The organism is Pseudomonas reactans, from assembly GCF_013387025.1.
GTDB lineage: Bacteria > Pseudomonadota > Gammaproteobacteria > Pseudomonadales > Pseudomonadaceae > Aquipseudomonas > Aquipseudomonas reactans.
Genome location: NZ_JACAQP010000003.1, coordinates 51,716 through 77,821 on the forward strand (window position 1 = coordinate 51,716; position 26,106 = coordinate 77,821).

The 26,106-nt window shown below is 60.5% G+C and carries 22 protein-coding genes; 12 read left to right on the forward strand and 10 right to left on the reverse strand.

The window, feature by feature from the left end:
- Window positions 1–88: 88 nt before the first annotated feature.
- The 5 genes from HX793_RS02260 to HX793_RS02280 form a co-directional block, all read right to left on the reverse strand.
- Window positions 89–1,375, reverse strand: coding sequence for an ABC transporter substrate-binding protein (locus HX793_RS02260; protein ID WP_061449338.1), 1,287 nt, complete (start codon window positions 1,373–1,375; stop codon window positions 89–91).
- A 104-nt stretch (window positions 1,376–1,479) separates the two neighbouring features.
- Entirely contained in the window at window positions 1,480–2,739 is a 1,260-nt protein-coding gene (locus HX793_RS02265; RefSeq protein ID WP_177053475.1) for a D-mannose isomerase, read from the reverse strand.
- A gap of 114 nt (window positions 2,740–2,853) precedes the next feature.
- Window positions 2,854–3,699: a hypothetical protein gene (locus HX793_RS02270; protein ID WP_016975401.1), complete on the reverse strand. Its 846-nt coding sequence runs from the start codon at window positions 3,697–3,699 to the stop codon at window positions 2,854–2,856.
- A gap of 114 nt (window positions 3,700–3,813) precedes the next feature.
- Window positions 3,814–4,812: an NAD-dependent epimerase/dehydratase family protein gene (locus HX793_RS02275; protein ID WP_177053473.1), complete on the reverse strand. Its 999-nt coding sequence runs from the start codon at window positions 4,810–4,812 to the stop codon at window positions 3,814–3,816.
- Window positions 4,813–4,864: 52 nt separating this feature from the next.
- Window positions 4,865–5,758 (reverse strand): LysR family transcriptional regulator ArgP, encoded by an 894-nt coding sequence (locus HX793_RS02280; RefSeq protein ID WP_016975403.1) that lies wholly within the window; start codon window positions 5,756–5,758, stop codon window positions 4,865–4,867.
- Between the two features lie 98 nt (window positions 5,759–5,856).
- Here HX793_RS02280 and HX793_RS02285 point away from each other — a divergent pair, with 98 nt between their 5' ends.
- From HX793_RS02285 to HX793_RS02310, 6 genes are all read left to right on the forward strand, one after another.
- A complete protein-coding gene (locus HX793_RS02285) occupies window positions 5,857–6,258 on the forward strand; it encodes an ACT domain-containing protein (RefSeq protein WP_177096741.1) in 402 nt (133 codons plus the stop codon).
- Window positions 6,259–6,263: 5 nt separating this feature from the next.
- Window positions 6,264–6,863: a LysE/ArgO family amino acid transporter gene (locus tag HX793_RS02290; RefSeq protein ID WP_016975405.1), complete on the forward strand. Its 600-nt coding sequence runs from the start codon at window positions 6,264–6,266 to the stop codon at window positions 6,861–6,863.
- Between the two features lie 178 nt (window positions 6,864–7,041).
- A complete protein-coding gene (locus HX793_RS02295; RefSeq protein WP_003175739.1) occupies window positions 7,042–7,638 on the forward strand; it encodes a superoxide dismutase in 597 nt (198 codons plus the stop codon).
- Between the two features lie 157 nt (window positions 7,639–7,795).
- A complete protein-coding gene (locus HX793_RS02300) occupies window positions 7,796–7,978 on the forward strand; it encodes a hypothetical protein (protein WP_177004790.1) in 183 nt (60 codons plus the stop codon).
- 226 nt (window positions 7,979–8,204) lie between these two features.
- Window positions 8,205–10,256 carry a putative bifunctional diguanylate cyclase/phosphodiesterase gene (locus tag HX793_RS02305; protein WP_177053471.1) on the forward strand — a complete coding sequence of 684 codons (2,052 nt, stop codon included), beginning with the start codon at window positions 8,205–8,207 and terminating at the stop codon, window positions 10,254–10,256.
- Window positions 10,257–10,383: 127 nt separating this feature from the next.
- On the forward strand, window positions 10,384–11,727 hold the full coding sequence (locus tag HX793_RS02310; RefSeq protein WP_177096739.1) for an imelysin family protein: 1,344 nt from the start codon (window positions 10,384–10,386) through the stop codon (window positions 11,725–11,727).
- Between the two features lie 60 nt (window positions 11,728–11,787).
- Here the strand turns inward: HX793_RS02310 and HX793_RS02315 are convergent, their stop codons facing one another.
- Window positions 11,788–15,984 carry a dermonecrotic toxin domain-containing protein gene (locus HX793_RS02315; RefSeq protein WP_177096737.1) on the reverse strand — a complete coding sequence of 1,399 codons (4,197 nt, stop codon included), beginning with the start codon at window positions 15,982–15,984 and terminating at the stop codon, window positions 11,788–11,790.
- 149 nt (window positions 15,985–16,133) lie between these two features.
- Here HX793_RS02315 and HX793_RS02320 point away from each other — a divergent pair, with 149 nt between their 5' ends.
- Window positions 16,134–17,588, forward strand: a complete 1,455-nt coding sequence (locus HX793_RS02320) for a TrkH family potassium uptake protein (protein ID WP_016975411.1) — start codon at window positions 16,134–16,136, stop codon at window positions 17,586–17,588.
- Here the strand turns inward: HX793_RS02320 and HX793_RS02325 are convergent.
- On the reverse strand, window positions 17,545–18,603 hold the full coding sequence (locus HX793_RS02325) for an AraC family transcriptional regulator (protein WP_177004789.1): 1,059 nt from the start codon (window positions 18,601–18,603) through the stop codon (window positions 17,545–17,547). The two genes, HX793_RS02320 and HX793_RS02325, sit on opposite strands and share 44 nt — an antisense overlap.
- 160 nt (window positions 18,604–18,763) lie before the next feature.
- Here HX793_RS02325 and HX793_RS02330 point away from each other — a divergent pair, with 160 nt between their 5' ends.
- From HX793_RS02330 to HX793_RS02340, 3 genes are all read left to right on the forward strand, one after another.
- Entirely contained in the window at window positions 18,764–19,075 is a 312-nt protein-coding gene (locus tag HX793_RS02330) for an Mpo1-like protein (protein WP_038851615.1), read from the forward strand.
- A 350-nt stretch (window positions 19,076–19,425) separates the two neighbouring features.
- Window positions 19,426–19,608 carry a hypothetical protein gene (locus HX793_RS02335; RefSeq protein ID WP_016975414.1) on the forward strand — a complete coding sequence of 61 codons (183 nt, stop codon included), beginning with the start codon at window positions 19,426–19,428 and terminating at the stop codon, window positions 19,606–19,608.
- Window positions 19,609–19,712: 104 nt separating this feature from the next.
- Window positions 19,713–20,909 (forward strand): MFS transporter, encoded by a 1,197-nt coding sequence (locus HX793_RS02340; RefSeq protein ID WP_016975415.1) that lies wholly within the window; start codon window positions 19,713–19,715, stop codon window positions 20,907–20,909.
- On the opposite strand, the gene arfB is transcribed toward HX793_RS02340, so the two are convergent.
- Both arfB and HX793_RS02350 read right to left on the reverse strand, forming a co-directional pair.
- Window positions 20,906–21,319 (reverse strand): alternative ribosome rescue aminoacyl-tRNA hydrolase ArfB, encoded by a 414-nt coding sequence (gene arfB, locus HX793_RS02345; protein ID WP_016975416.1) that lies wholly within the window; start codon window positions 21,317–21,319, stop codon window positions 20,906–20,908. The two genes, HX793_RS02340 and arfB, sit on opposite strands and share 4 nt — an antisense overlap.
- 109 nt (window positions 21,320–21,428) lie before the next feature.
- Window positions 21,429–22,850 (reverse strand): amino acid permease, encoded by a 1,422-nt coding sequence (locus HX793_RS02350; RefSeq protein WP_177059704.1) that lies wholly within the window; start codon window positions 22,848–22,850, stop codon window positions 21,429–21,431.
- A 638-nt stretch (window positions 22,851–23,488) separates the two neighbouring features.
- Between HX793_RS02350 and HX793_RS02355 the strand changes: the two genes are divergently transcribed.
- Both HX793_RS02355 and HX793_RS02360 read left to right on the forward strand, forming a co-directional pair.
- Window positions 23,489–23,626, forward strand: coding sequence for a hypothetical protein (locus HX793_RS02355; RefSeq protein WP_003175756.1), 138 nt, complete (start codon window positions 23,489–23,491; stop codon window positions 23,624–23,626).
- 73 nt (window positions 23,627–23,699) lie between these two features.
- Window positions 23,700–24,659, forward strand: a complete 960-nt coding sequence (locus HX793_RS02360; RefSeq protein WP_177059702.1) for a CgnE/CgnB domain-containing protein — start codon at window positions 23,700–23,702, stop codon at window positions 24,657–24,659.
- Window positions 24,660–24,852: 193 nt separating this feature from the next.
- On the opposite strand, the gene rluB is transcribed toward HX793_RS02360, so the two are convergent.
- Window positions 24,853–26,064 carry a 23S rRNA pseudouridine(2605) synthase RluB gene (gene rluB, locus HX793_RS02365; RefSeq protein WP_010208149.1) on the reverse strand — a complete coding sequence of 404 codons (1,212 nt, stop codon included), beginning with the start codon at window positions 26,062–26,064 and terminating at the stop codon, window positions 24,853–24,855.
- Window positions 26,065–26,106: the final 42 nt, after the last annotated feature.

A 26,106-nucleotide genomic window follows, 5' to 3' on the forward strand; every position in this document is an offset into this window, starting at 1 on the left:
AGGACTTCAACGATAACGCGTGCATACAGGATGAACGCGGTGATCTTGAGTTTTTCGCGAGCAAGCTCGCTCCTACAGATGGGTTGTGTTACTTGGCAGACTTGATCGCAGCGCCCAATTTCTTGGCGGTGTCGGCCGGGTCGGCTTTCGGGTCGTTGATGTAGTTGGTCACGACATCAAAGAACGCACCTTGCACCGCCAGGGTAGTGGCCATGTTGTGCGCCATGCTTGGCTGCAGGCCGCCGGTCTTGGCGTCTGCCAGGAAGTCCTTGGCAGCGGTCTGGGCGCACGAGTCAAAGCCGTAGGAATCCATTTTGTTCAGCATGTCGTTGCGAACAGGGATCGAACCCTTGTTGATGCTGAACACTTTCTGGAAGTTCTCACCCAGCACGACTTTGGCAATGTCCTGCTGGCCAGCAGCGGTGCCTTTGTCTTTCTGCTTGAACACCGCCAGGGAGTCGATGTTGTAGGTGAAGGCTTTGTCGGTGCCTGGGAAGGCTACGCACTCGTAGTCCTTGCCGGCGACTTTCTTGGCGGCGGTCCATTCGGACTTGGCCCAGTCACCCATGATCTGCATGCCGGCCTTGCCGTTGATGACCTTGCCCGCTTCGAGGTTCCAGTCCTGGCCTTTGCCGTCGACGTCCATGTAGGTCGCGACTTTCTTCAGTTCGGTCAGGGCTTTGACCATTTCTGGACCGGTCAGCGCGCCATTATCCAGGTCGACCAGGGCTTTTTTGTAGCCATCGGCACCCATCACCGACAACACGACTGCTTCGAACACAGTGCTGTCCTGCCAAGGCTGGCCACCGTGGGCGAGCGGAATGAAGCCCGCGGCTTTCAGCTTGTCGCCGGCTGCGTAGAATTCTTCGAGGGTGGTCGGGTTCTTGGTGATACCGGCTTTCTTGAAGACTTCCGGGTTGATCCACAGCCAGTTCACGCGGTGGATGTTGACCGGTACGGCGACGTAGTCACCTTCGTACTTCACGGTGTCGGAGACTTTCTTGTCGAGCAGGGAGTCCCACTTCTCTTCTTTGGCGACGTCTTTGAGCACGTCGGTGTCGAGCAGGCCGGTGGACGCCCATTCCTGAATGTCAGGGCCTTTGATCTGGGCAACACCGGGCGGGTTGCCGGCGACCGCGCGGCTTTTCAGCACGGTCATGGCGGTGGCGCCACCGCCACCTGCGACGGCGCCGTCTTTCCAGACGAAGCCATCTTTCTCAACTTGGGCCTTCAGGACATCTACGGCCGCCTTCTCACCGCCCGAGGTCCACCAATGCACAACTTCAACCGTCCCTTTCGAGTCGGCGGCAAATGCACTGAGGGGAAACAACGAGGCAATGGAAATAGCAACGGCGAGGCGATTAATCGCGTTCATCTGAGTACCTTTTCTTGTTGTTATGCATGCAAGTCTTAGGCTTGCGCTGCACGGAGTTTAAACATGGATTTTTCAGGCGCAGGTAACAAAGGGATGCACAAATGTCACCATCTGGTGACATAGCGCCCAGCCCCGATGGCACTGGCCATGCTTGGCGCCAGCGGCAGCGCAGGCAGCAATACCGCTTGCCAGGCATGGTACAGGTCCGGCTTGCCACCCCAGATATTGCTGCTGGGTTGGTTGTGTGGACTGAGTTCGTGGTGCCAACTGCCGTGAACACGGTCGATGAACTGGGTTTCGCAAAACTCCCAGAAACGCCGGTACCAGGTTTCGTAGTGCAACTCGCCAGTGCGTTTGAGCAAGGCCTGGGCTGCGGCGCTGGCTTCGGCGTGGGTCCAGTGCAGGCGTTCACGCACCACCGGGCGCTGGTTCCAGTCGAGGGTGTAGACAATGCCAGGGGCGCCATCCACGGACCAGGCATATTCGCAGGCGCTGGCGAACAGGCCCTTGGCGTCGATCACCAGCCACTCGGGGGTGGCGAGCCCGGCTTGCAGGCGCGCGGCTTCCAGGTGCAACACCAGCCGCGCCCACTCAAAACCGTGGCCGGGGGTGATGCCGTAGGGGCGGAAGCCGTCGGCGGGGTTGTCTTCGTTGTAACCGAGCAAAGGCTGCCAGTGTGTGTCGAAATGCTCGATCACCATGAACTGATTGCCGGCGGCGTGGGTGTGGATAACCCGCTCGACGATGCGCAAGGCGCGGTCCAGCCAGCGCGTATCGCCCGTCACATCGGCCAGCGCAAGGAAGGCTTCGGTGGCGTGCATGTTGCTGTTGGCGCCGCGATAGGCTTCAACGCCGCTCCAGTCCTGGGCGAACGATTCGAGCATTACGCCCTCCTCCTCGCTCCAGAAAAACTGGTCGATGATATGGACGGCGTCGGTCAGAAGAGTGTGCGCGCCGGGCGCGCCAGCCACCACCGCCGAGCTGGCGGCCAGGGCAACAAACGCATGCAGGTAGGCGGCCTTGCCACGGTTGCCATCAAGGGCGTGGGGCGTGGCAAACCAGCCACCGTGTTCAGCGTCCCTCAACGGGCCACTGAGGGCAGCAACGCCATGTGCAACCAGATCGGCATATCCCGGCAACCCCAGGGCGTAGGCCATGGCGAAGCTGTGAGTCATGCGGGCGGTGTTCATGGTTTCGGCGTGAGCATCGGCTGGCAATTGGCCTTTGTCGTCCAGGTTGCCAAAGCCGTCGGGCAGTCGGGACGCCTTGGCAAATGCCAGCAGGCGCTGGCCTTCTGCGGCGAGCCAGGCGTGATGGGCAGGCGCGTTCAGCCAACTGCTGGCAGGCAGTGGTTGCGTGGTCATGGGTAGCCCTTATTGTTTTTTGTGGGATGACCGGAGTCTAAACAAGGGCGCGGTGACGGCAAGTAACGAAGGGGATGGGAAATGTCACCAAGTGGTGACATTCCCATTACACCCTTATTGGCCGAGAGGGGTGATCTTCGCCGGCGCGTTAAGTTGCTGGTTCAGGTTCTGCACCTGGCTTTGCAACGTGGTGATGTTGCGCGTGGTCTGGATGCGGAACACGTCGAACTCTTTATTGGTCGGTGCATCGCTGTTGGCCGGCTGGTTCTCCTGGGCGCTCTTGAGCACCACAAGGTCCTGCTCGATACGGGCAATGGCGGCACCCGGGTTGCCCTGTTTCTTCAAGGCGGCCACGTCAGCGGAAAGCTCTTTGATTTCACCATCACGCTTGCCGACATCACCTTGCGACGCTTTAAGTGTCGCCACGGCGTCGGTCAACGCCTGCACTTGGCCCTGCAGCTTGCTGTTGGCGTTGGACAGGTCGGTGGTGCTGGCGGTCATCTGCGCCAGGCGCTTATCCAACTCGGTGGCTTGCCCGGCCACACCTACCTGCTGCTTGCCCTGCTCCAGCAACTGGCTTTCAAGCTGCTTGATCTGCAGTTTCAGCGCTTCGCTGCCGTTGTTGACGCTGGCCTCACTGGCCACGACCTTGCCGGAAATGTCCTGCAGGCGCCCCGCCGCTTCCTCGCTGATGCGCGCGAAGCTTTCCTGGGTAGCCACCAACTGCTGGCCCATCAGGGAGATCTGCTGGAAGCTCCACCAGGCCAGGCCCGCAAAGGCGATGAGCAGCGCGCCGATCAACGCCCACAATGGCCCGGTGCTGGCGCTCTTGACCTTGACCACCTGGGGGTTGCGCGAGCGCACCGAGGTGGCCGGGGTCGGTTCGAAATCATCGTCATCCCCGACATCGGCCCGCAGGCTGGGAACGTTGTCGAAGTCGTCTTTAGCATCGTTGCGCATGTATCAACCCTGAATCGGTGAAGTGGCGAGCGACGGGAGTATAAACCGCGTTCCCGGCGCACTGATCGACCCGGAACGCCAGATTCGGTTCCCGAAGTGTTGCCGCTTGTGTGCTTACTTGAACCCAGGATCCTGGGCTTTCCACCAACTGCAAAACTCGTCGAGGGCGGTCCACAGGCTGACTTTGGGCTCGTAGTCCAGATAATGCCTGGCACGGCTGATGTCGAGGGTGAAATCTTTGTTCATCACTTGCATGCCCAAGCGCGACAGCGACGGTTCCGGACGCCCGGGCCACATCGCGCAAAACGCTTCGTTGAGCGCCGCCACGCTGTAGGACAAACCGTAGGACCGGTAACGCGTCACCTGGGGCAACTCCATTTGACGCATCACATAATTCACCACATCCCACACCGGCACCGGCGCACCGTTGCTGATGTTGTAGGCCCGGCCCAGCGCGGAACCCGGCGCGAGCAAACTGCTGAGCAAGGCTTCGTTGAGGTTGTGCACGCTGGTGAAGTCGACCTTGTTCAGGCCGTCGCCGACGATGGCCAGGCGGTTCTTGCGCTGCATGTTCAGCAGGCGCGGGAAGATGCTCATGTCGCCGGCCCCCGTGACAAAGCGCGGACGCAAGGCAATCACTTCGAGGCCAAACTCCTGGGCACCGAACACCTTCTGCTCAGCCAGATATTTGGTGGCGGCATAAGGGTGCTTGAAGCGCTTGGGCACTTGCTCTTCGGTCAGGCCCAGGTGGTCGCGGCCGTCGAAGTAAATGGAGGGCGACGACAGATGCACCAAACGCCCGACGTGCTGCTTGAGGCAGGCTTCGACGACATTCTCGGTCACCTGCACGTTGCCTTGGTAAAAGTCCTGATACTTGCCCCACAAGCCGACGGCGCCGGCGCAATGCACCACGGCTTCGACGTCGCGGCACAGGTCGCGCACCAGGTCGGCATCATTCAGATCACCCTGGATAAACTCGGCGCCGCGCCTGACCAGGTGCTCCACACCTTCGGCACGTCGCCCGTTGACCCGCACGTCCAGGCCCTGCTCCAGGGCGAAACGCGCAAAGCGCCCGCCAATGAAGCCGCTTGCGCCGGTGACCAGAATCTTCATGTATTACCCCATGTTCTTTCGTTTTTCATCGCTGTTGCCTTGACGCGCGCCATCACTCCAACGGCACCAACCATTGACCACAGGCCTGGGCCAGATGGTCGGTCAACAAGCCCAACAGTTGCCCACCACTGCGCCAATGATGCCAGTACAACGGCACATCGATGGGCTTATCTGGCAATAACTCGACCAATATGCCCTTTTCCAGCTGGTCGCGAACCTGCAATTCCGGCACCAGCCCCCAACCCAGGCCCGCCTCGGTGAGGCGGATAAAGCCTTCGGACGATGGGCACAAATGATGCTCGAAACCGCCGTCCACACCGAGGGAGGCCAGGTAGCGGTGCTGCAGGAAATCATCCGGCCCGAACACCAGTGCCGGGGTGCGCGCCAGTTGATCGGCGCGTACACCCTGGGGAAAATGCCGGGCGATAAAGGCGGGGCTGGCCAGCGCCCGATAGCGCATGGCGCCCAGCAACAGGCTTCGCGCCCCCGCCACCGGTCGCTCGCTGGCACAGATACACGCCGCCACCTCCCCGGCGCGCATGCGTTTGAGGCCGACGGTCTGGTCTTCCACCACCAGGTCCAGCAGCAGGTGCTGTTCAGCGCAAAAGCCACTGACTGCCTCGGCCCACCAGGTGGCAAGGCTGTCGGCGTTCAACGCGATGCGCAGGCGCTCAGGCATGCCTTCCTCATCCAGCGCCGGCACCTGGCTTTGCAGGTCACGCTCCAGCAGGCGCACCTGTTGCACATGGTTGAGCAGGCGCCGGCCGATATCGGTGGGCGTCGGCGGCGTGGCCCGTACCAGTACCGGCTGGCCAATACGTGCCTCCAGCAACTTGATGCGCTGGGAGATTGCCGATTGCGACAGTCCCAGCACTTGGGCGGCGCGTTCAAAGCCCGCCTGTTCCACCACGGCCGCCAGAGCAGAGAGCAATTTATAGTCGAACATCAGTTTCTCTAATGAGCGATCAGCAATATTGGTTTTTCTTATACAGCCTGCACCCTGAGAATAGCCAGCATTGCGTCTCTCTTTATAAGGAACCCCACATGGCTGGCGAAACCGCCCTGGCAACCCTGCTGCGCAGCATGAGCCCCCAGCTCAATGACGGCGACTATGTATTCTGCACCGCGCCCGACAACCGCATCCCTGCCGGCTGCGAAGTGATCGGCAGCTTTCGCGAGCAGGAAGGCCTGACCCTGATCGTTGAACGCCAACAAGCGGAACAGGCTGGCCTGGCTTTTGGCTACGTCGCCGCGTGGATCACCTTGAATGTGCATTCGGCCCTGGAAGCCGTGGGCCTCACCGCCGCCTTCGCCAGTGCGCTGGGCAAGGCCGGCATCAGTTGCAATGTAATTGCCGGTTATTACCACGATCACCTGTTCGTCGGGCGTGCCGATGCCGAGCGCGCCCTGCAGGTGTTGCGGCAACTGGCTGCAGACGCAGAGTAAACGCTATGTGGCAGAGTTATCTGAATGGTTTGCTGGTGGCGCTGGGCCTGATCATGGCCATCGGCACTCAAAATGCCTTTGTGCTGGCGCAAAGCCTGCGACGCGAACATCACCTGCCAGTAGCCGCGCTGTGCGTGGTGTGTGATGCCCTGTTGGTGGCCGCCGGGGTGTTCGGCCTGGCGACGGTCCTGGCGCAAAGCCCCATGCTGTTGGCGGTGGCGCGCTGGGGCGGCGCGGCGTTCCTGATCTGGTATGGCGCGTGTGCACTACGCCGAGCGTGTTCGAAACAGAGCCTGGACCAGGGCGACACGCTCAAGGTGCGCTCACTGCGCGCGGTACTGCTGAGCGCACTGGCCGTGACCTTGCTAAACCCGCACGTGTACCTGGACACCGTGCTGCTGATCGGCTCACTCGGCGCCCAACAGACCGAACCCGGCGCCTACGTGGCGGGTGCCGCCAGCGCGTCGTTCCTGTGGTTCGCCACCCTGGCACTCGGCGCGGCGTGGCTGGCGCCCTGGCTGGCGCGCCCAGCTACCTGGCGTTTGCTGGACCTGTTGGTAGCCGTAATGATGTTCAGCGTGGCCTATCAACTGATCAGCGCCTGAGGAATATTCCAAAACGCTCTGGAACCTCTATCCCACACAGTTGTTGCGTGGTTTTGCCGCACCCCCGGTGCTATGATCCGGACCCTGCGCCGCAAAGAGTACAAACTCCCCGGCGCTTGTTTGGCCGCCCGTGATCGGCCTTGCGCTCACCGCAACTGACCTGATTAGGAGAATCATCATGGCTTTCGAATTGCCGCCGCTGCCCTACGCACACGATGCCCTGCAGCCGCACATCTCCAAGGAAACCTTGGAATATCACCACGACAAGCACCACAACACCTACGTCGTGAACCTGAACAACCTGGTGCCAGGCACCGAGTTCGAAGGCAAGACCCTGGAAGAGATCGTCAAATCCTCTTCGGGCGGCATCTTCAACAACGCCGCTCAGGTCTGGAACCACACCTTCTACTGGAACTGCCTGGCGCCAAACGCCGGCGGCCAACCGACCGGCGCATTGGCTGAAGCCATCAACGCTGCGTTCGGTTCGTTCGACAAGTTCAAGGAAGAGTTCACCAAGACGTCCGTCGGCACCTTCGGTTCCGGTTGGGGCTGGCTGGTGAAAAAGGCTGACGGTTCCCTGGCCCTGGCCAGCACCATCGGCGCCGGCAACCCGCTGACCAACGGCGACACCCCGCTGCTGACCTGCGACGTCTGGGAACACGCTTACTACATCGACTACCGCAACGTGCGTCCAAAGTATGTGGAAGCGTTCTGGAACCTGGTCAACTGGAAGTTCGTGGCTGAGCAGTTCGAAGGCAAGACCTTCACTGCCTAAGCAACGCTTGCAGTAGTAGAAAGAGCCCGGCGAATGCCGGGCTTTTTTATGCGCGTCATTTCACACGGCGAGCGAAGAATCATGGAACCCATCCTGGAAACATCTCCACTCAAGTCGCGGGAGGAATAAACCTCTTAATCAAATGTGGAGAATCACTATGGATCCTATTTCGTTGGCGGCAGGCGCAGTCCCCATGGTTTCGGGCCTTCTTGATAAAGGCATGGATCTGATAAAGGGTGGCATGGACCTGGCAGGCAAACTGCTGGACAAATTCCCTGACGCAGCACAAAAACCAGGAGATACCGGGGTGCAGTCACAAGCTCAGATTACTTACGACTGACTCCGGGCACCTCACCCTGGAAGGCCGGCCCGCCCGGCCTTCTCAACAACCTGGCCTTAGCGCCTTGGCGCCCTCTGACACGCACCGCCCCTTCTTGATCCCTCCCTAGCCCCTCACGCCAAAAACTCAATTGCGCCTGTATCCCAATGTCCCTTTGACTGCCCTCACCAGATTGCCAATACTCATGGCATATTGAGGCTACCCGCATGGAACAAGGAATGACCCTTTGAAGCTGGAACTCAAGAACAGCTTGTCGGTGAAGTTGCTACGGGTTGTGCTGCTGTCGGCATTGATCGTGGGCGTGGCGCTGAGCGTGGCGCAGATCGTTTTCGATGCCTACAAGACGCGCCAGGCCGTGGCCGGCGATGCCCAGCGCATCCTCGACATGTTTCGCGACCCCTCGACCCAGGCCGTCTACAGCCTGGACCGCGAGATGGGCATGCAAGTGATTGAGGGCCTGTTCCAGGATGACGCGGTGCGCATGGCGTCCATCGGCCATCCCAACGAAACCATGCTCGCCGAAAAAAGCCGCGCCCTGCAGCAATCGCCGAGCCGTTGGCTGACCGACCTGATTCTCGGCCAGGAACGCACGTTCACTACCGCATTGGTCGGCAAAGGCCCCTACAGCGAGTATTACGGCGACCTGAGCATCACCCTCGACACGGCCACCTACGGCAAGGGGTTTATTGTCAGCTCGGTGATCATCTTTATTTCCGGGGTGTTGCGCGCCCTGGCGATGGGCCTGGTGCTGTACCTCGTCTATCACTGGCTGCTGACCAAGCCGTTATCGAGGATTATCGAGCACCTGACCTCGATCAACCCGGATCGGCCCAGCGAACACAAGATCCCGCAGCTCAAGGGTCATGAGCGCAACGAGCTGGGGCTGTGGATCAATACCGCCAACCAGTTGCTCGAATCTATCGAACGCAATACCCACCTGCGCCATGAAGCCGAAAGCAGCCTGCTGCGCATGGCCCAGTACGATTTCCTGACGGGTCTGCCGAACCGCCAGAAGCTGCAGGAGCAACTGGATAAGATCCTCATCGACGCCGGCCGCCGCCAACGCCGGGTGGCCGTGTTGTGCGTGGGGCTGGATGACTTCAAAAGCGTCAACGAGCAGTTCACCTACCAGGCCGGCGACAAACTGCTGCTGGCCCTGGCCGACCGTTTGCGCGCTCACAGCGGACGCCTCGGCGCCCTGGCCCGGCTGGGTGGCGACCAGTTCGCCCTGGTGCAGGCCGATATCGACCAGCCCTACGAGGCCGCCGAACTGGCGCAAAGCATCCTGGATGACCTGGAAGCGGAGTTTGCCCTGGAACATGAAGGCATCCGCCTGCGCGCCACCATCGGCATCACCCTGTTCCCGGAAGACGGCGACAGCACTGAAAAGCTGCTGCAGAAAGCCGAACAGACCATGACCCTGGCCAAAACCCGTTCGCGCAACCGCTATCAGTTCTATATCGCCAGCGTCGACAGCGAAATGCGCCGTCGCCGCGAGCTGGAAAAAGACCTGCGCGACGCCCTCAGCCGCGACCAGTTCCACCTGGTGTACCAACCGCAGATCAGCTACCGCGATCACCATGTGGTCGGCGTGGAAGCGCTGATCCGCTGGCAGCACCCGGAACACGGCCTGGTGCCGCCGGACCTGTTTATCCCGCTGGCCGAGCAGAACGGCACCATCATCCCGATTGGCGAATGGGTGCTGGATCAGGCCTGCCGGCAGTTGCGCGAATGGCATGACCTGGGCTTCACAGAGCTGCGCATGGCGGTCAACCTGTCCACCGTGCAGTTGCACCACACCGAGTTGCCGCGGGTGGTCAACAACCTGATGCAGATCTACCGTCTGCCACCACGCAGCCTGGAACTGGAAGTCACCGAGACCGGCCTGATGGAAGACATCAGCACCGCCGCCCAGCACCTGCTGAGCCTACGCCGTTCCGGTGCGTTGATTGCCATCGATGACTTCGGCACCGGCTACTCATCCCTCAGTTACCTGAAAAGCCTGCCCCTGGACAAGATCAAGATCGACAAGAGCTTCGTGCAGGACCTGCTGGATGATGATGACGACGCCACCATCGTGCGGGCGATCATCCAGCTGGGCAAAAGCCTGGGCATGCAAGTGATCGCCGAAGGCGTGGAAACCGCCGAGCAGGAGGCCTACATCATCTCCGAGGGCTGCCATGAAGGTCAGGGTTACCACTACAGCAAACCCTTGCCGGCCCGGGAGCTGGCGGCTTTTTTGAAGCAGTCGCACCGCAATAACGCGATGATTCTCTGACATGGCAAAACGATACTGAATATTTCCCGCGTTTAACCCTTTACACAAAATGCAAATCTTTCGCATTATGTCGCAGTTTTTGCGCTCCCCCGCGCGCCCCATCAACAACCGAAGCAGGATGTTCGCCATGATTCGTATGCCCCTGGCCACCGCCAGTCTGCTGGCCATTGCCATTTCTCTCGCCGGTTGCGGCGAAGGTAAAGACAAGGCCGCAGCGCCCCAGGCGCCGACCCCGGCTGCCAGCACTACCGCTCCAGCGGCTGCCACCACTGCCGGCCAGGTCGACGAAGCCGCTGCCAAGGCCGTGGTCGCGCATTACGCAGACATGGTGTTCGCGGTCTACAGCGATGCCGAGTCCACCGCGAAAACCCTGCAAACCGCTATCGACGCGTTCCTCGCCAAACCGAACGACGAAACCTTGAAAGCCGCTCGCACGGCCTGGATCGCCGCCCGCGTTCCTTACCTGCAGAGCGAAGTGTTCCGCTTCGGCAACACCATCATCGACGACTGGGAAGGCCAGGTGAACGCATGGCCGCTGGACGAAGGCCTGATCGACTACGTCGACAAGTCCTACGAGCACGCCCTGGGTAACCCAGGCGCCACCGCCAATATCATCGCCAACAACGAAATCCAGGTCGGCGAAGACAAGGTCGACGTTAAAGACATCACCCCGGAAAAACTCGCCAGCCTCAACGAGCTGGGCGGTTCCGAGGCCAACGTCGCCACCGGCTACCACGCCATCGAATTCCTGCTCTGGGGCCAGGACCTGAACGGCACCGGCCCAGGCGCCGGCAACCGTCCTGCGTCGGACTACCTGACCGGCGAAGGCGCCACCGGCGGCCACAACGAACGTCGTCGCGCGTACTTGAGCGCCGTGACCCAACTGCTGGTCAGCGACCTGGAAGAAATGGTCGGCAACTGGAAACCCAACGTCGAAGACAACTACCGCGCCACCCTGGAGGCAGAACCTGCCACCGACGGCCTGCGCAAAATGCTGTTTGGCATGGGCAGCCTGTCCCTGGGCGAACTGGCCGGTGAGCGCATGAAGGTGTCCCTGGAAGCCAACTCGCCGGAAGACGAGCAGGACTGCTTCAGCGACAACACCCACAACTCGCACTTCTACGACGCCAAGGGCATCCGCAACGTCTACCTGGGTGAGTACACCCGCGTCGACGGCACCAAAATGACCGGCGCCAGCCTGTCTTCCCTGGTGGCCAAGGCCGACCCGGCTGCCGACACCGCGCTCAAAGCGGACCTGGCAGCCACCGAAGCGAAGATCCAGGTCATGGTTGACCACGCTGGCAAAGGTGAGCACTACGACCAGTTGATCGCCGCCGGTAACGATGCCGGCAACCAGATCGTACGTGACGCCATCGCGGCACTGGTCAAGCAGACCGGTTCGATCGAAGCGGCGGCGGGCAAGCTGGGTATCAGCGACTTGAACCCGGATAACGCTGATCACGAGTTCTGATCCGTCGCGCCCCACCAGGTTGCTGAAAATGCCCCGACATGTTCGGGGCATTTTTTTGCACTACACCCTGATGATAAATATCTGCGGGGACGCTGTCGGCGTAGTCAGCTGGATACCGCCCATCAGCGCGACAAGGCTATTGCTGACTTGGGCTTGGGCTACCAAGTTGCGCGTCGGCGCGTCCATCAGGTTTACGTCTGGCGAAACCACCTGATCCCCAGCAATACGATCACCACTCACGCGGCGCAACCTCAGCCAATAAAGCCTTGGATGCACCCCGCGCCGGAACAACAGCTCGCTGGGGTGGCTGTAACCACTGAGAATGTCGAAGCGACAGCGGGTCACGACCTCGCTCATCAATGCTCTCAGTCGGCCATCGATGCCGGACGGAAGCGCATTGAACAGGGGGACAGCGACCGGCTCAGGGCGAAAGCTCAAACGGTGGTAACGCCCAAGCACATTCACCAGCTGCAAGCTATTGTCGGCGCTTCTCGGGGTTCGCGGGAGCAACGAAAACGGATCAGCCAATCGCGTATCGGGCGCCCGTAGCCATAACTGCCAATCGCGCAGTGTGCGTACCACCGAGTTCAAGCCCAATTGGGTCAGGCCGGTGGGGTTGGCCCGGTTGAACAGCGTCACGGCGACGTCCACCTGGCTGGCGAGGGTCAACAGGGGAAACGCCTCGCCCACATACAGGGTCAGCGTTTTCTTCAAGGGTACGTCAGTGGATATTCTCCATAGGCCGTCGCCAGTTATGAATTGCGCCTGCCGAGGCTGGTTGAAGATGCCAGCGTGCAGCAGATGTTCCAGATCCAGAAAATTCGCGGCAGGTCGCCCAGGGTCACGAATAAACACCTCATTGGGCCTGGAGGGGGTTCTAGGCAAAATCGCGAAATAACGCTGGCCCGATTCGATGTACTCCTGCCCCTGCTCGTCGCCTGCAATCCGGCGATATATTTTCCTTGTCGCATCCACCACTTCAAGTTCCGCCACATCTATGGCCCTGCCCCACTCGACAAATTGTTCGTTTGCGGGGCGCACCGGTGCTGCCTCGGGGGCAGGTGCGATGGGGCGTGGACGACTCGGACCCGGTTGCGGCTCGACAGGGCGTGGGCGCTGTGTAACCGAGACAGATGTCTCAACCGGTATGTCCGGTAGATCAATCCCGTCCAAACGCCACTCGAATCGCAAAAGCGGTACGTTCAGATAGGGCTCAAACGCAGCCGTGGAGAGCTTCAATCGCAGGGTATGGACGAGGGCTACCTGAAACTCAACTTCACGCCCCGCCGGGAAATTGAACGACTCAAAGACACGCCGGGCCTGGGTCTCATCCAGACGAGGATAGAGGTCCATGAGTTGGCGCTCCGGCGGGTTACCGCCCTTTAACCCGCCTACAGGATGCGAGCCGATTTCCCACTGCCCAGAGGCATTCTGCCGGATGGGTGCGTAGTGATATTGCGTCAGCTTGCGCGCATCCCTGAGGCGCCAAGCGAGCTTGTCACCGTCATCGAGGATCGAGTACCAGTGCTCGCCGTCATTGAGAAAGTAGTGCTGGGCACCGTCGGCCTTTGAAGCTTTGTGATACAGCCCTTTACCTTCCCAACCGGCCAATGGCACAACGCCCTCAGGTTTTTTCCCCAACGCCATTTCCGCCGGTAGCCCTCGCGGTTTGCTACCCGCCGCACCGCCGCGCGCCCCCATGGCGCCGTCTATCAAGGCACCCATCAGTTCGCCCAACGACCGCACGAAGTAGTGAGCAGCGCCGACGCGATCCCCTAGGTTAAGCGCTTCAACGGCGTTGAACACCGAGTAGAGGCTACGGGCCAGGCCGATGGGCAGCATGATCTTGATCGGTAACACCATGGACAAGACGTCGAAGGCGACGGTGACTACTGTCAGGCCGGTCTCGACGTTGACTTGATGGGTACTCCTCGATTGCGCCCCCGCGTCATTGATCGCAACGTTGGCCTCCACCTCATAGGCATCCTCGAAAAGATCGTGCGCGATCCTGCCAAGGCTCACCATCGACACGTCCCCACGCCCCTTGAGCACCGCCCGGACATGGGGCTCGAACGCTCGCTCCACGCGGCCCAACAGGTAGTCGCGCCAGGAGCTGTTCATGACGAAGTCACTCATCAAGCGGTCGTTGGCGAACTCATGGAATACCCGGCCACCGGACGCCTGCGGGGTATACACCACGATTGAGCCAACCCCGACGGTCGCGGTGCAAAACAGCAGCACCCCGCGCACGCGCTGCCCCCGCAGTTTCAAATGCTGCACCAGTATTCGATGCCCTTCGACGCGCTCGCGGCGGTCGCTGTCCACCGGCTCGTCGAGTACCACACGCACCCAATTGAAACCTCGTGCCAGGCGGTCCGGCAGAAAATCACCGTTGATCTTGGCCTCGATGGCGTCTAGCCGTAGCTGGCGTAGCATGACCTGACCATAGGTGTGTTTCTGCGCTACCGCGCCAGGCGAGGTGATCAGGCGATCCTTCAAAAGAGCCTCATAACCCTGTCCAATATTGGCTGCGCGCACCAGGTCCTTGATGTTTTGCAGGGTCAGCCCCTCGTAGGGTATGGACGGTTTGAGATCCTCGGGAAGCAGGGCTTCATCAGGCTTTTTTCGAGTGTTTTCACTGAGCCTGGAGAAATGCGTGAAATTCAGATCCAGCCCGCCGATATTTTCCAGGCCCAGTTCGGTGAGCGTTCTGCTGCGATGCTGGAACAACGGCGTCCCGGGCTCGCGAGGTGCAGGCGCCGGGGCACCGGGCACGGCCACCGTAGGCGGAATATAGGGTTCTTTGGTGTGCACCAAAATATCATCGGGATCAATCTCCAGCGCATATTCGGCCATGAGTCGGATACGCAACTGTTGGTTGGCATACGCCAGTAAGGCAGGCTTATCGCTGTATTGCGCCAGCGAAGGCAACCCCTCGGCATCCGGCAGGTTTAACAACTGGTCGCAGTAGTCGGCCATCGCCACTCGCCAGGCCTCTTTATCGGCAGGGAGTGCATCCTGGAGAAATGCCTTGAGCTGTGCCTGGCCCTTCTTTACTTCCCGCCCCACAACCGCGCCGATGGCGTTGAACTGACGACCTGCGTCCATCACCCGGTCCAACACCTTCGGCAGGTGGTACATCTCAGACTGCTCACCTTGCGCCTGGTAGCGAGTGAGCGTGGAGGTGAAGTTGTCCAGCATCCGTTGGCATTGGGACTCAATGCTGTAGTTGAACGGTGAATCCAGCCGCTCGCGGTACACCACTTGCCCCGATCCCTTGCGCTGACGATGAAGGGCCAAGCCTTGGGGTTGCTCGGTGTCTGCCAGCAGGTCCAGCACACCGGCGAACTCTACGGCGTGGTTCAAGCGCCGATGCAGTTCACGGTCAAGGCTGGCCAGGGAGTCAAACGCCTCAACGCCGGTGTCCGGGAGAAACAACAACACCGTGCCCAGGTTCATGCTCGGGTCCACCGAGCGCACGCTGACCGGCTCGACTTCACTCACAGGCCTGACCACGGTTTGCTCCGGGTCCCTGGCAGTCAGCACAAATGCTCCGCGTAAGGTCAAATCACCGCTAAGGGCAACCGCGCAGACGCACGGTCGGTCAGCACGCAACATCTGCCGTGCCTGGGCCTCTGGGTAAAGCCGTACCTGCGCGAACAGGTCCTGGGCGGCGGGACTGAGCAAACGGTCTGTGGCCAGCAGCGCAGCCTCTGCCGCCAACCGTTCGGTATGGGTGTGCACCAGCCATTGTTTCTGGGGGCGCGCATCGGCCAGACTGCGCGGGCGTGCCCAATAGGCATCCATATAGGCTGCAAAGTACGTGGCCGCCCCCTCGGCTAGCCGGTCGAGGAATTTATCCAGGCCAGCCGTCGTAACCCCGCCCAGCGACTGCAAATCGTCGCCAATCGCCGGGAGCCGAAGCAGCGTGGCCATACGGCTCGCGTAGGTCGATGGCTGGTTACCCACAAGCCGTTGCACCACCGCGTCCAGCAGCGTGGGCAGCAATACGGTCTCCGGTGGGGATGGCGCCTCGACCTGAGGCAGTTGGATGAAGCCATGGCGCACATCAAGGCCTGGCGTCAACGTCGGGAAAGCGTGCTCGAACTCATGTTGTACAAATGAGTGAAACGTCGGAGGTGGCTGAAACTGCTCGACGATCTGTCGATTGAGCGCCAGCCATTGCTCACGCAAAGCCACTTGTTGCTGGGTGTCGTTAAGGATCAAGGGGGCGGGTAGTAGTGAATCAGATGGCATCGTGGCATCTCGAAGAGGGGAAGTAGCCTTCATCGTGCCGTCATCCATGAAAGCCCAGGCGCTATATAGCTACAGGCCAATGCGAGCGTGGTTTACATGCCCTGCACCCCAGGTAGAATGGCGCCTCTGCCCTATCTCGAGCGAATTTCATGGCGTTGCCGACCCTGCGCATCATCGGTTTCATCATCGGCATCTTCCTGATCACCCTTGCGATCGCGATGGTCGTGCCCATGGCCACCCTGGTGATCTTCGAACGCACCAGCGACCTGCCGTCGTTCCTGTGGGCCAGCATGATCACCTTTATCGCCGGCCTGGCGCTGGTGATCCCCGGTCGTCCCGAGCATGTGCACCTGCGCCCGCGGGACATGTACCTGCTGACCGTCAGTAGCTGGGTGGTGGTGTGTATCTTTGCTGCGCTGCCGTTCCTGCTGACCCAGCACATCAGCTACACCGACTCGTTTTTTGAAAGCATGTCTGGCATCACCGCCACCGGCTCCACGGTGCTGAGCGGCCTGGATGCCATGTCGCCCGGCATTCTGATGTGGCGTTCGTTGCTGCACTGGCTCGGCGGAATCGGTTTTATCGGCATGGCGGTGGCGATCCTGCCGCTGCTGCGCATCGGTGGCATGCGCCTGTTCCAGACCGAATCTTCGGACCGCTCGGAAAAGGTCATGCCCCGCTCGCACATGGTGGCGCGGCTGATCGTGGCGGCCTACGTGGGCATCACCATCCTCGGCAGCCTGGCGTTCTGGTGGGCTGGGATGGGCTTGTTCGATGCGATCAACCACGCGATGTCGGCAATCTCCACGGGCGGGTTCTCCACCTCCGATGAGTCCCTGGCGCACTGGAAACAACCGGCGGTGCACTGGGTGGCGGTGGTGGTGATGATCCTCGGCAGCTTGCCGTTCACCCTGTATGTGGCCACGTTGCGCGGCAACCGTCGGGCGCTGATCAAGGACCAACAGGTGCAAGGCCTGCTCGGTTTGTTGATCGTGACCTGGCTGGTGCTCGGCACCTGGTACTGGTGGACCACCAACCTGCATTGGTTGGACGCGCTGCGTCATGTGGCGCTGAACGTCACGTCGGTGGTGACGACCACGGGGTTTGCACTCGGGGACTACAGCCTCTGGGGCAATTTCTCCCTGATGCTGTTCTTCTACCTCGGTTTTATCGGCGGCTGTTCGGGCTCCACGGCGGGCGGGATCAAGATCTTCCGCTTCCAGGTCGCCTACATCCTGCTCAAGGCCAACTTGAACCAGCTGATTCACCCGCGTGCGGTGATCAAGCAGAAGTACAACGGCCACCGTCTCGACGAAGAGATCGTACGCTCGATCCTGACCTTTTCGTTCTTCTTCGCCATCACCATCTGCGCCATCGCCCTGGCCTTGTCGCTGCTCGGCCTGGACTGGATGACCGCCTTGACCGGTGCCGCGAGTACCGTTTCGGGTGTGGGCCCGGGCCTGGGCGAAACCATTGGTCCGGCGGGCAATTTCGCCAGCCTGCCGGATGCGGCCAAGTGGATCCTGTCACTGGGCATGCTGCTCGGCCGGCTGGAGATCATTACGGTCTTTGTTCTGTGCATTCCGGCGTTTTGGCGCCACTGACGCCCGACACTTCCAGCAACCGCGCCCGGTATTCGCCGGGCGTGGCATCAAACCAGCGTCGAAACGCGCGGAAGAAGTTGCTCGGGTCGGCAAAGCCCAGCAGGTAGGCAATTTCCAGCAGGGTCATGCTGGGTTGCGCCAGGTATTGCTCGGCCAGTTCGCGACGGGTGTCATCAAGCAGGGTCTGGAAGCTGGTGCCCTCCTCCTGCAAGCGCCGCTGCAAGGTGCGCTGGGACAAGTGCAACGTCTGGGCCACCACTTCACGCTTGGGCTCGCCCTGGGGCAACAAACGGCACAACACCTGCCGCGCCTTGTGGGTCACGCGGCTTTCCGAAAAACGCGCCAGGTATTCACCGGCAAATCGGTCATGCAACAGGGCCATGGCTTCGTTGGCCGTGGGCAGCGGCGCGTCCATGTCGGCTTGCTCGAAAATCAGCGCATCATAGGGCGCGTTGAACTCCAGCGGCGCATGGAAGGCTTGTTTGTACGGGGCCAGGTCCGCCGGTTGCTCACCTTGCAGCACCACTTTACGCGGCTGCAGCGTGCGGCCGGTCAGCCAGCCGCACAGCGCCAAGGCACTGGCCAGCGAGGCTTCGGCGCTTTGCCGGGTAGGCGGCAGGTGGTCACCGTGTACCGTCAGAATCAGCGCATAACCTTCGGGGATCAGTCGGAAACTCAGGTCGGCACTTTCAGCGATGATCCGCTGGTAGCGCACCAGCCGCATAAAACCTTCGGCCAAGGTGTTGCTGGACATCAACGCATAACCGGCCACATGAAATGACGCCGGGCGCACCACTTTGCCCATGTTCAGGCCGATCGCCGGGTTGCCCGACAGCTCCACCGCCCGCTGCCACAGGCGGGTCATGGAATCCTGCGGAAACCGCGCATCGGGATCGCTCAGGGCGGCATAGTCGAGGCCGAGCTGCTTGAACAAGGCGCGGCAATCCAGGCCGTCCATTTCCAATGCCTTGACTATCCCCATCGCCCAGCTTGCAGAAGTTGTTCGTTCGCTCATGGCGTCTTCTTAATAAAGCAGGCTCAAACGGCAGCCAGGAAGCCAAGGATACTAAAGTGGCATCTATTGTCACTGGCTGTTACCACTGATCACTCTAGACTCAAATAAGCTCCCCGCCGAACATCTGTTGGGCGGCACAACAATCAAAGGGCCGGTCACCGTGGAAAACGTCAAGCGATTCAACAGCTTTGCTGAGTTCTACCCCTATTACCTGGCCGAGCACGCCAACAGCACATGCCGACGCCTGCATTTTATCGGCACCACGCTGGTGATCGGCATTCTGGCGTATGCCATTGGCAGAGGTTCGCTTCTCCTGTTGATCGCCTTGCCGATTGCCGGTTACAGCTTTGCCTGGATCGGCCACTTCTTCTTCGAAAAGAACCGCCCAGCGACCTTTCAACACCCGTTCTACAGCCTTTTGGGGGACTTCGTGATGTACCGCGACATGATCCTGGGCAAGGTACCCTTCTAGCCAAACGACCGTTTAAACAATGAAAGTTCATCCATCTGCCGACATTAAAGTCTTTTTGTCATTTGCAGTGCTGTATCCTGCCAAGGCTTTTTGAGAGCGCGGAATCACCTGCGATTGAAAAAACAGAACTTGCGAGGAGCGACGACGATGCACGAGATACCTAATCTCCCCTTCCCAAGCCTGCACCCAACAGAGCAGCCAACACCGCAGCAGGCCAGTGACAAACAGCCTGAGGCCAAAGAAGCAAAACCAGTCGACAGCGAAAGCCAGGACTGACGCCGTACCAGACCGTGTGGAAAGCGCAGCTTTGAGCGCTTTCCACACTGCCTGAACCCATCGAGACGCCCGCCATGACCGATACCCTCCCCGACAACCCGGATACCGCTGTACTCGACGCGGCCTTGCAGATGGTCGAGATCTGGAACCGCCTCAGCGCCGACAAACAAGCGCTGCTGCTCAAGCGTTTCGGCACCCAGGAAAACGCCCTGGCCGCCCTGGTCACCACCCAATTGCTGGCCCCCACCAAAGCCTGACGTCTTTCTGAGTTGAGGTTTTTGCGTTTTACCGCCCTGCGCGAGCCAAACCACCGGTATTATTAGCAACCTATCTTTACCTGCCGCGACAGTGGACCTCTCCCATGCCCGATACCCAGCGCCCCATGGCGGTCACGCTGCAAGTTGTTTCCATCGTGTTGTTCACCTTCATTGGCTACCTGAACATCGGCATTCCCCTCGCCGTATTGCCAGGCTATGTCCACAGTGAACTGGGTTACGGCGCGGTGATTGCCGGCCTGGTGATCAGCGTGCAATACCTGGCCACCCTGCTGAGCCGCCCGTATGCGGGCAAAATCATCGATAACCTGGGCAGTAAGCGCGCGGTGTTGATCGGTTTGGCGGGCTGCGGCTTGAGCGGTGTGTTCATGCTGCTGGCTGCGTGGTTCGCAAGCCTGCCAGCCGTCAGCCTGGGCAGCCTGTTGATCGGCCGCCTGGTCCTTGGCAGCGCCGAAAGCCTGGTGGGTTCGGGCTCGATTGGCTGGGGGATTGGCCGTGTCGGCGCAGAGAATACCGCCAAGGTCATCTCATGGAACGGCATCGCCAGTTATGGCGCGCTGGCCGTCGGCGCGCCGCTTGGGGTACTGCTGGTAAAAAACTTCGGACTGTGGAGCATGGGCGTCAGCATCATTCTGCTGGCCATCGTCGGCCTGCTGCTGGCCTGGAACAAAGTCGCTGCACCGATTGTTGCCGGCGTACGCCTGCCCTTCATGAATGTGCTGGGCCGCGTATTGCCCCACGGCTGCGCCTTGGCGCTGGGTTCCATCGGCTTTGGCACCATCGCCACCTTCATCACCTTGTATTACACCACCCAGCACTGGGATAACGCGGTGTGGGCCCTGAGCCTGTTCGGCGCCAGCTTTATCGGTGCGCGGCTGTTGTTCGGCAACCTGATCAACCGGATCGGCGGTTTTCGCGTGGCGATTGCCTGCTTGTCAGTGGAGATCCTTGGCCTGCTGTTGCTGTGGCTGGCACCGGACGCCAACCTGGCCCTGGCCGGTGCGGCGTTGAGTGGGTTCGGCTTTTCCCTGGTGTTTCCGGCCTTGGGCGTCGAAGCCGTCAACCTGGTGCCGGCGTCCAGCCGCGGCTCGGCGGTGGGCGCCTACTCGCTGTTTATCGATCTTTCACTGGGCATCACCGGACCACTCGCCGGGGCTGTCGCAGCCGGCTTCGGCTTTGCGTCGATCTTCCTGTTCGCCGCGCTTGCCGCCCTCGGTGGTCTGTTGCTGAGCGTGTACCTGTACCGTCAAGCCCCCAAGGCCCGTGAGGCGCGTGGCGACTAGAAGTCGACCTTGCCGCGCCCGGCCTTGATACTGCCGCGCTTGGTCTTGGATTCGAGGCGGCGCTTTTTCGACCCCAGGGTCGGCTTGGTCGGGCGGCGTTTCTTCTCCACCTTGGTGGCGCTGAGGATCAATTCCACCAGACGCTCCAACGCATCCGCACGATTCTGCTCCTGGGTCCGGTATTGCTGGGCCTTGAGCACCAGCACGCCCTCGCTGGTGATACGACTGTCGCGCAGCGCCAGCAAGCGCTCCTTATAGAACTCCGGCAGCGACGACGCCGGGATGTCAAAACGCAGGTGCACCGCACTCGACACCTTGTTGACGTTCTGCCCACCGGCGCCCTGGGCGCGAATGGCGGTCAGCTCGATCTCGGCGTCGGGTAGGTGGACGTTGTTGGAAATCACCAGCATGGGCAGCGGGAACCTCTGTGGGGGCAACCAAGGATACGCGAATGCGCGCGCCCATTCCTGAAACAACAAACCCGGCACAAGGCCGGGTTTGGTTTATCTCACGCACGCCTCACTTCACTGCTGGAGCAGCCACCTCCAAGGCTCGCTGCGCAACGCGCTTGTTCTTGATGCCGTAACACACCCACATGAACGCCACCCACACCGGGATCGCGTACACCGACACCTGGATCCCCGGGATCATCAGCATGATCACCAGGATAAACACCACGAACGCCAGGCAAACATAGTTACCGTACGGGTACCAGAGCGCCTTGAACAATGGCACCTGCCCGGTACGGTTCATGTGTTGGCGGAACTTGAAGTGCGAGAAGCTGATCATCGCCCAGTTGATCACCAACGTGGCCACCACCAGGGACATCAGCAGTTCCAACGCGTGTTGCGGGATCAGGTAGTTCATCAACACGGCGACCAGGGTAATCGCCGCCGACGCGAGGATCGAACGCACTGGCACACCGCGCTTGTCGATCTTAGCCAGGGCCTTGGGCGCGTCGCCCTGCTCGGCCATGCCCAGCAGCATACGGCTGTTGCAGTAGGTGCCGCTGTTGTACACCGACAGCGCCGCCGTCAGGACCACGAAGTTGAGGATATGCGCAGCGGTGTTGCTGCCCAGCATCGAGAACACTTGCACGAACGGGCTGCCGCTGTAGGCATCACCGGAGGCGTTGAGGGTGGTCAAAAGGCTGTCCCATGGGGTCAGCGACAGCAGTACGACCAGAGCACCGATGTAGAAGATCAGGATGCGGTAGATCACCTGGTTGATCGCTTTTGGGATCACCGTGCGTGGCTGGTCCGCTTCAGCGGCGGTAAAGCCGAGCATTTCCAGGCCGCCGAAGGAGAACATGATGATTGCCATGGCCATCACCAACCCGCCGACGCCATGGGGGAAGAAACCGCCGTGTTCCCACAGGTTGGTCACCGAGGCCTGTGGCCCGCCGCTGCCGCTGACCAGCAGATAGCTGCCCAGGGCGATCATACCGACGATGGCCACCACCTTGATGATGGCGAACCAGAACTCTGCCTCACCGAAAACTTTGACGTTGGCCAGGTTGATCAGATTGATCAGCACGAAGAACGCCGCGGCCGAGACCCAGGTCGGGATCTCCGGCCACCAGTAGTGCACGTACTTGCCGACGGCCGTCAGCTCCGACATGCCCACCAGGATATAGAGGATCCAGCAGTTCCAGCCCGACAGGAAGCCGGCGAAACCGCCCCAATACTTGTGGGCAAAATGGCTGAAGGAACCGGCAACCGGCTCTTCGACGATCATTTCGCCGAGCTGGCGCATGATCATGAAGGCAATGAAGCCGCAGATGGCATAGCCCAGGATCATCGACGGGCCGGCGGATTTGAGCACCCCGGCCGAGCCGAGGAACAAGCCGGTGCCGATGGCGCCACCCAGGGCGATCAACTGGATATGCCGGTTTTTCAGGCCGCGTTTCAGCTCGCCTGAAGAGGAAGAGGGAACACTCATTAAAAGGCTCTCACGCAAGGTTTGATGATATTGAATGCAGGTTGCTGCCTTGAATTACCGACTCAAGCAGCGCTGCTCAAACCCCAGCGCAGGCACCAGGAGTACAGCGTCTTTCTAACGGTCATGCGTCACCTGTTTGTTTTTATCTGTGACGAAATCGAACCCGTCCGGCTCGTGGCCAGGCGGAGTGATCAGGGTGGGTAAACCCCGAGGTCTTGGCCTTTTGCGTGATTACGCAAGGGGGTCACAGTAAAACGCGGCGGATTGTACACCGCTCGACAGCTTGCGGCCGACCCCAAGGGGCGTGTGCGACGATCTGTCAGCAAATCCTTACGGGGTAGCGCCGAGCAATTATGCCGCCATTTTCTCGTAAATTAATCGTTACAGCATGGAAAATTAACGTTACAGCCGTGATCTGAAGAAAAATTGTCGCTCGGAAATTTCCTACAATTCAGCTTCCGCAGCTGCCTGAATTTCCTCAAGAAAAAATCAAACCCGAAAAACAGAACAAAAAATCCAAATGAAACCGTGTCAATAAAAATTTTGTATTTTGAAACACTCTCTCCTAGGTTCTTCCCACTTGCCAGCGAAGCCCGTTGGCAAGCCGTTCTCAAACAACGTCCTCTAGGAGATACACCATGCAAGCACTGGAAAACGACCTGGAAACCGAACTGCAACTCGACGATTGGTTTGAAGCGCCGACCCATGAGGCCGCCGTTGAAATGATGCAAGCCGACGCCGTTGTGCCGTTCGGCACCGCGATGTGGCCATTCTAAATATCGGCAGGCATCCGGCAGGTGCTGTGCACGGCATCTGCCTCCTTACCCAAGGCACAGAAGGAAACACGTCATGGACAAGGCCCGCGCCGTCGAACACTTTCTCTACTACCTCGCGCACCACCCGGCCCTCAATGGCCTGAGTCGCCCCACCGTGCTGCTGGGCCATACCGAGCGCTACGACGCGATCGCCCAGGCAATCACCCACAGCAGCGCCGCGCGTTTCAACTTCCAGGTGCAGCGCCTGGACCTGGCCGCCAGCGACACCTTGGCCGAGGCCATCGAAGCCTGCGACCTCTACCTGTTTCTCTACGACTCTTCCACCTTGCCCAACCCTCGCGCCGAAGGCCCGGACTTTATCCGCGCCCTGCAGGGTGTGATGGCCGAACACTGGAAAAAATCCCTGCTGTTCAAGGATTACGGCGACTACTTCTACGACACCTTCAGCGTCGAGCCCCAACGCATTGCCGACCTCAACGCCACGTTGATCCGGCGCATGTCGCAAGCCACCGTGCTGAGCTTTACCGACAAGCACGGTTCACGCCTGGAAGCGCCGATGAGCAGCATCAAGAAGTGGACCAATATCAACGGCGTTGGCAACCACGACCTGGCGCCTGGCGAAATCGCGACTCACAGCGAAGCCATCAATGGCCAGGTGCGGTTCGTCGGCACCTTTCTCAGCACCATTCCGTTCGCGCGTAAATATGGTGTGCTGCAATCACCGCTGGAGTTGTGGATCGAAAATTCGACGGTCTGCAGCGTAGCCAGTGACGTGCCGGGGTTGGCGGATGATTTCAACAAGTACCTGAACGCCAATCCATCGAACCGTCGCGTCGAGGAACTGGGGATTGGTACCAATGAAGGCGTCAAGGATTTGTATGCGCGCAATGCCGGGTTCGAGGAGCGCCATTGTGGCTTGCACCTTGGCTTGGGCGGTGGGCAGAAAGGCAGTCATCACCTGGACCTGATCTTTGCCAGTGGGGTGTTGGCGTTGGATGACAAGCCGGTATTCGACGGCACTTTCGCGTTCTGATCAGTGATTTAGAAATCTATGACGATCCACATGTGGGAGCGGGCTTGCTCGCGAAGGCTGCGTGTCAGTTGATGCATGTGTTACCTGATACTCCGCATTCGCGAGCAAGCCCGCTCCCACATTTTTGACCGTATTCCAAGGCATAAAAAAACGCCAACCCGAGGGTTGGCGTTTTTATGCAGCAATTAAAACATCACTGCGGCTTCTTGCGACCAAAACCAGGACGCTGACCCGAACCGGCCGGGGCGCCGCGGCGCTTGCCCGACGGCTCGTCCGCGACCAGTTTAGGGCCAGGGCGCTTGTTCGCCGCCGGCTTGGCTGGACGCTTGGTGCTGGCGTTATCAGCCGGGCGATCGGCTTCACCACGGTTGCTGCGACCACCCGCCGGGGCCGGGCGCGGTGCACGTGGCGCACGCTCACCTTCCTGGCGCGATGGCGCGGTTGGACGACGCTCGCCTTCGATCTGCGGCTCACGGGAGATACGACCGCCGGTTGCCGGTGCATTCAGCGCCGGGCGCAGGGTGCGGGCCACACGCTCGGTGCGCGCCACAGGACGCGACGATTTACGCTGCATACGCTCAAGCTTGTCTTTGCTCTTGGCGTTCATCTGCGGCATCGCGACCGGTGTCAGGCCGACTTCGGCGCTGAGGATGTCGACTTCGTACTGGCTCATTTCGCGCCAGCGGCCCATCGGCAGGTCGGAGTTCAGGAACACCGGGCCGAAACGCACGCGCTTCAGGCGGCTGACCACCAGGCCCTGGGATTCCCACAGGCGACGCACTTCGCGGTTACGCCCTTCCATCACCACGCAGTGGTACCAGTGGTTGAAACCTTCGCCGCCTGGCGCCTGCTTGATGTCGGTGAACTTGGCCGGGCCGTCTTCCAGCACCACGCCCGCCTTGAGGCGCTCGATCATCTCGTCATCGACTTCGCCACGTACACGCACGGCGTATTCGCGGTCCATCTCGTAGGACGGATGCATCAGGCGGTTGGCCAGTTCACCGTCAGTGGTGAACATCAGCAAGCCGGTGGTGTTGATGTCCAGACGTCCGATGTTGATCCAACGGCCTTCTTTGGGCTTGGGCATTTTGTCGAACACAGTCGGACGGCCTTCCGGGTCGTCACGGGTGCAGATCTCGCCGTCCGGCTTGTTGTACATGATCACGCGGCGCACCGATTCGGCGGCCTCTTCACGCTTGATGACCTTGCCATCAATGGTGATTGCATCGTGCAGGTCGACGCGCTGGCCGAGGGTGGCCTCGACGCCGTTGACCTTGATGCGCTTCTGGGTGATCCAGGCTTCGACGTCGCGGCGCGAGCCCACGCCGATACGCGCCAGCACCTTTTGCAGTTTCTCGCCTGCTGGGCCGATTTCCTGGCTGTCGTTCTGGTCTTTGTCGTTCATCTTAAGCACCTCCCGGTGGGTCGATTCAGGCGTGGCCTGAAG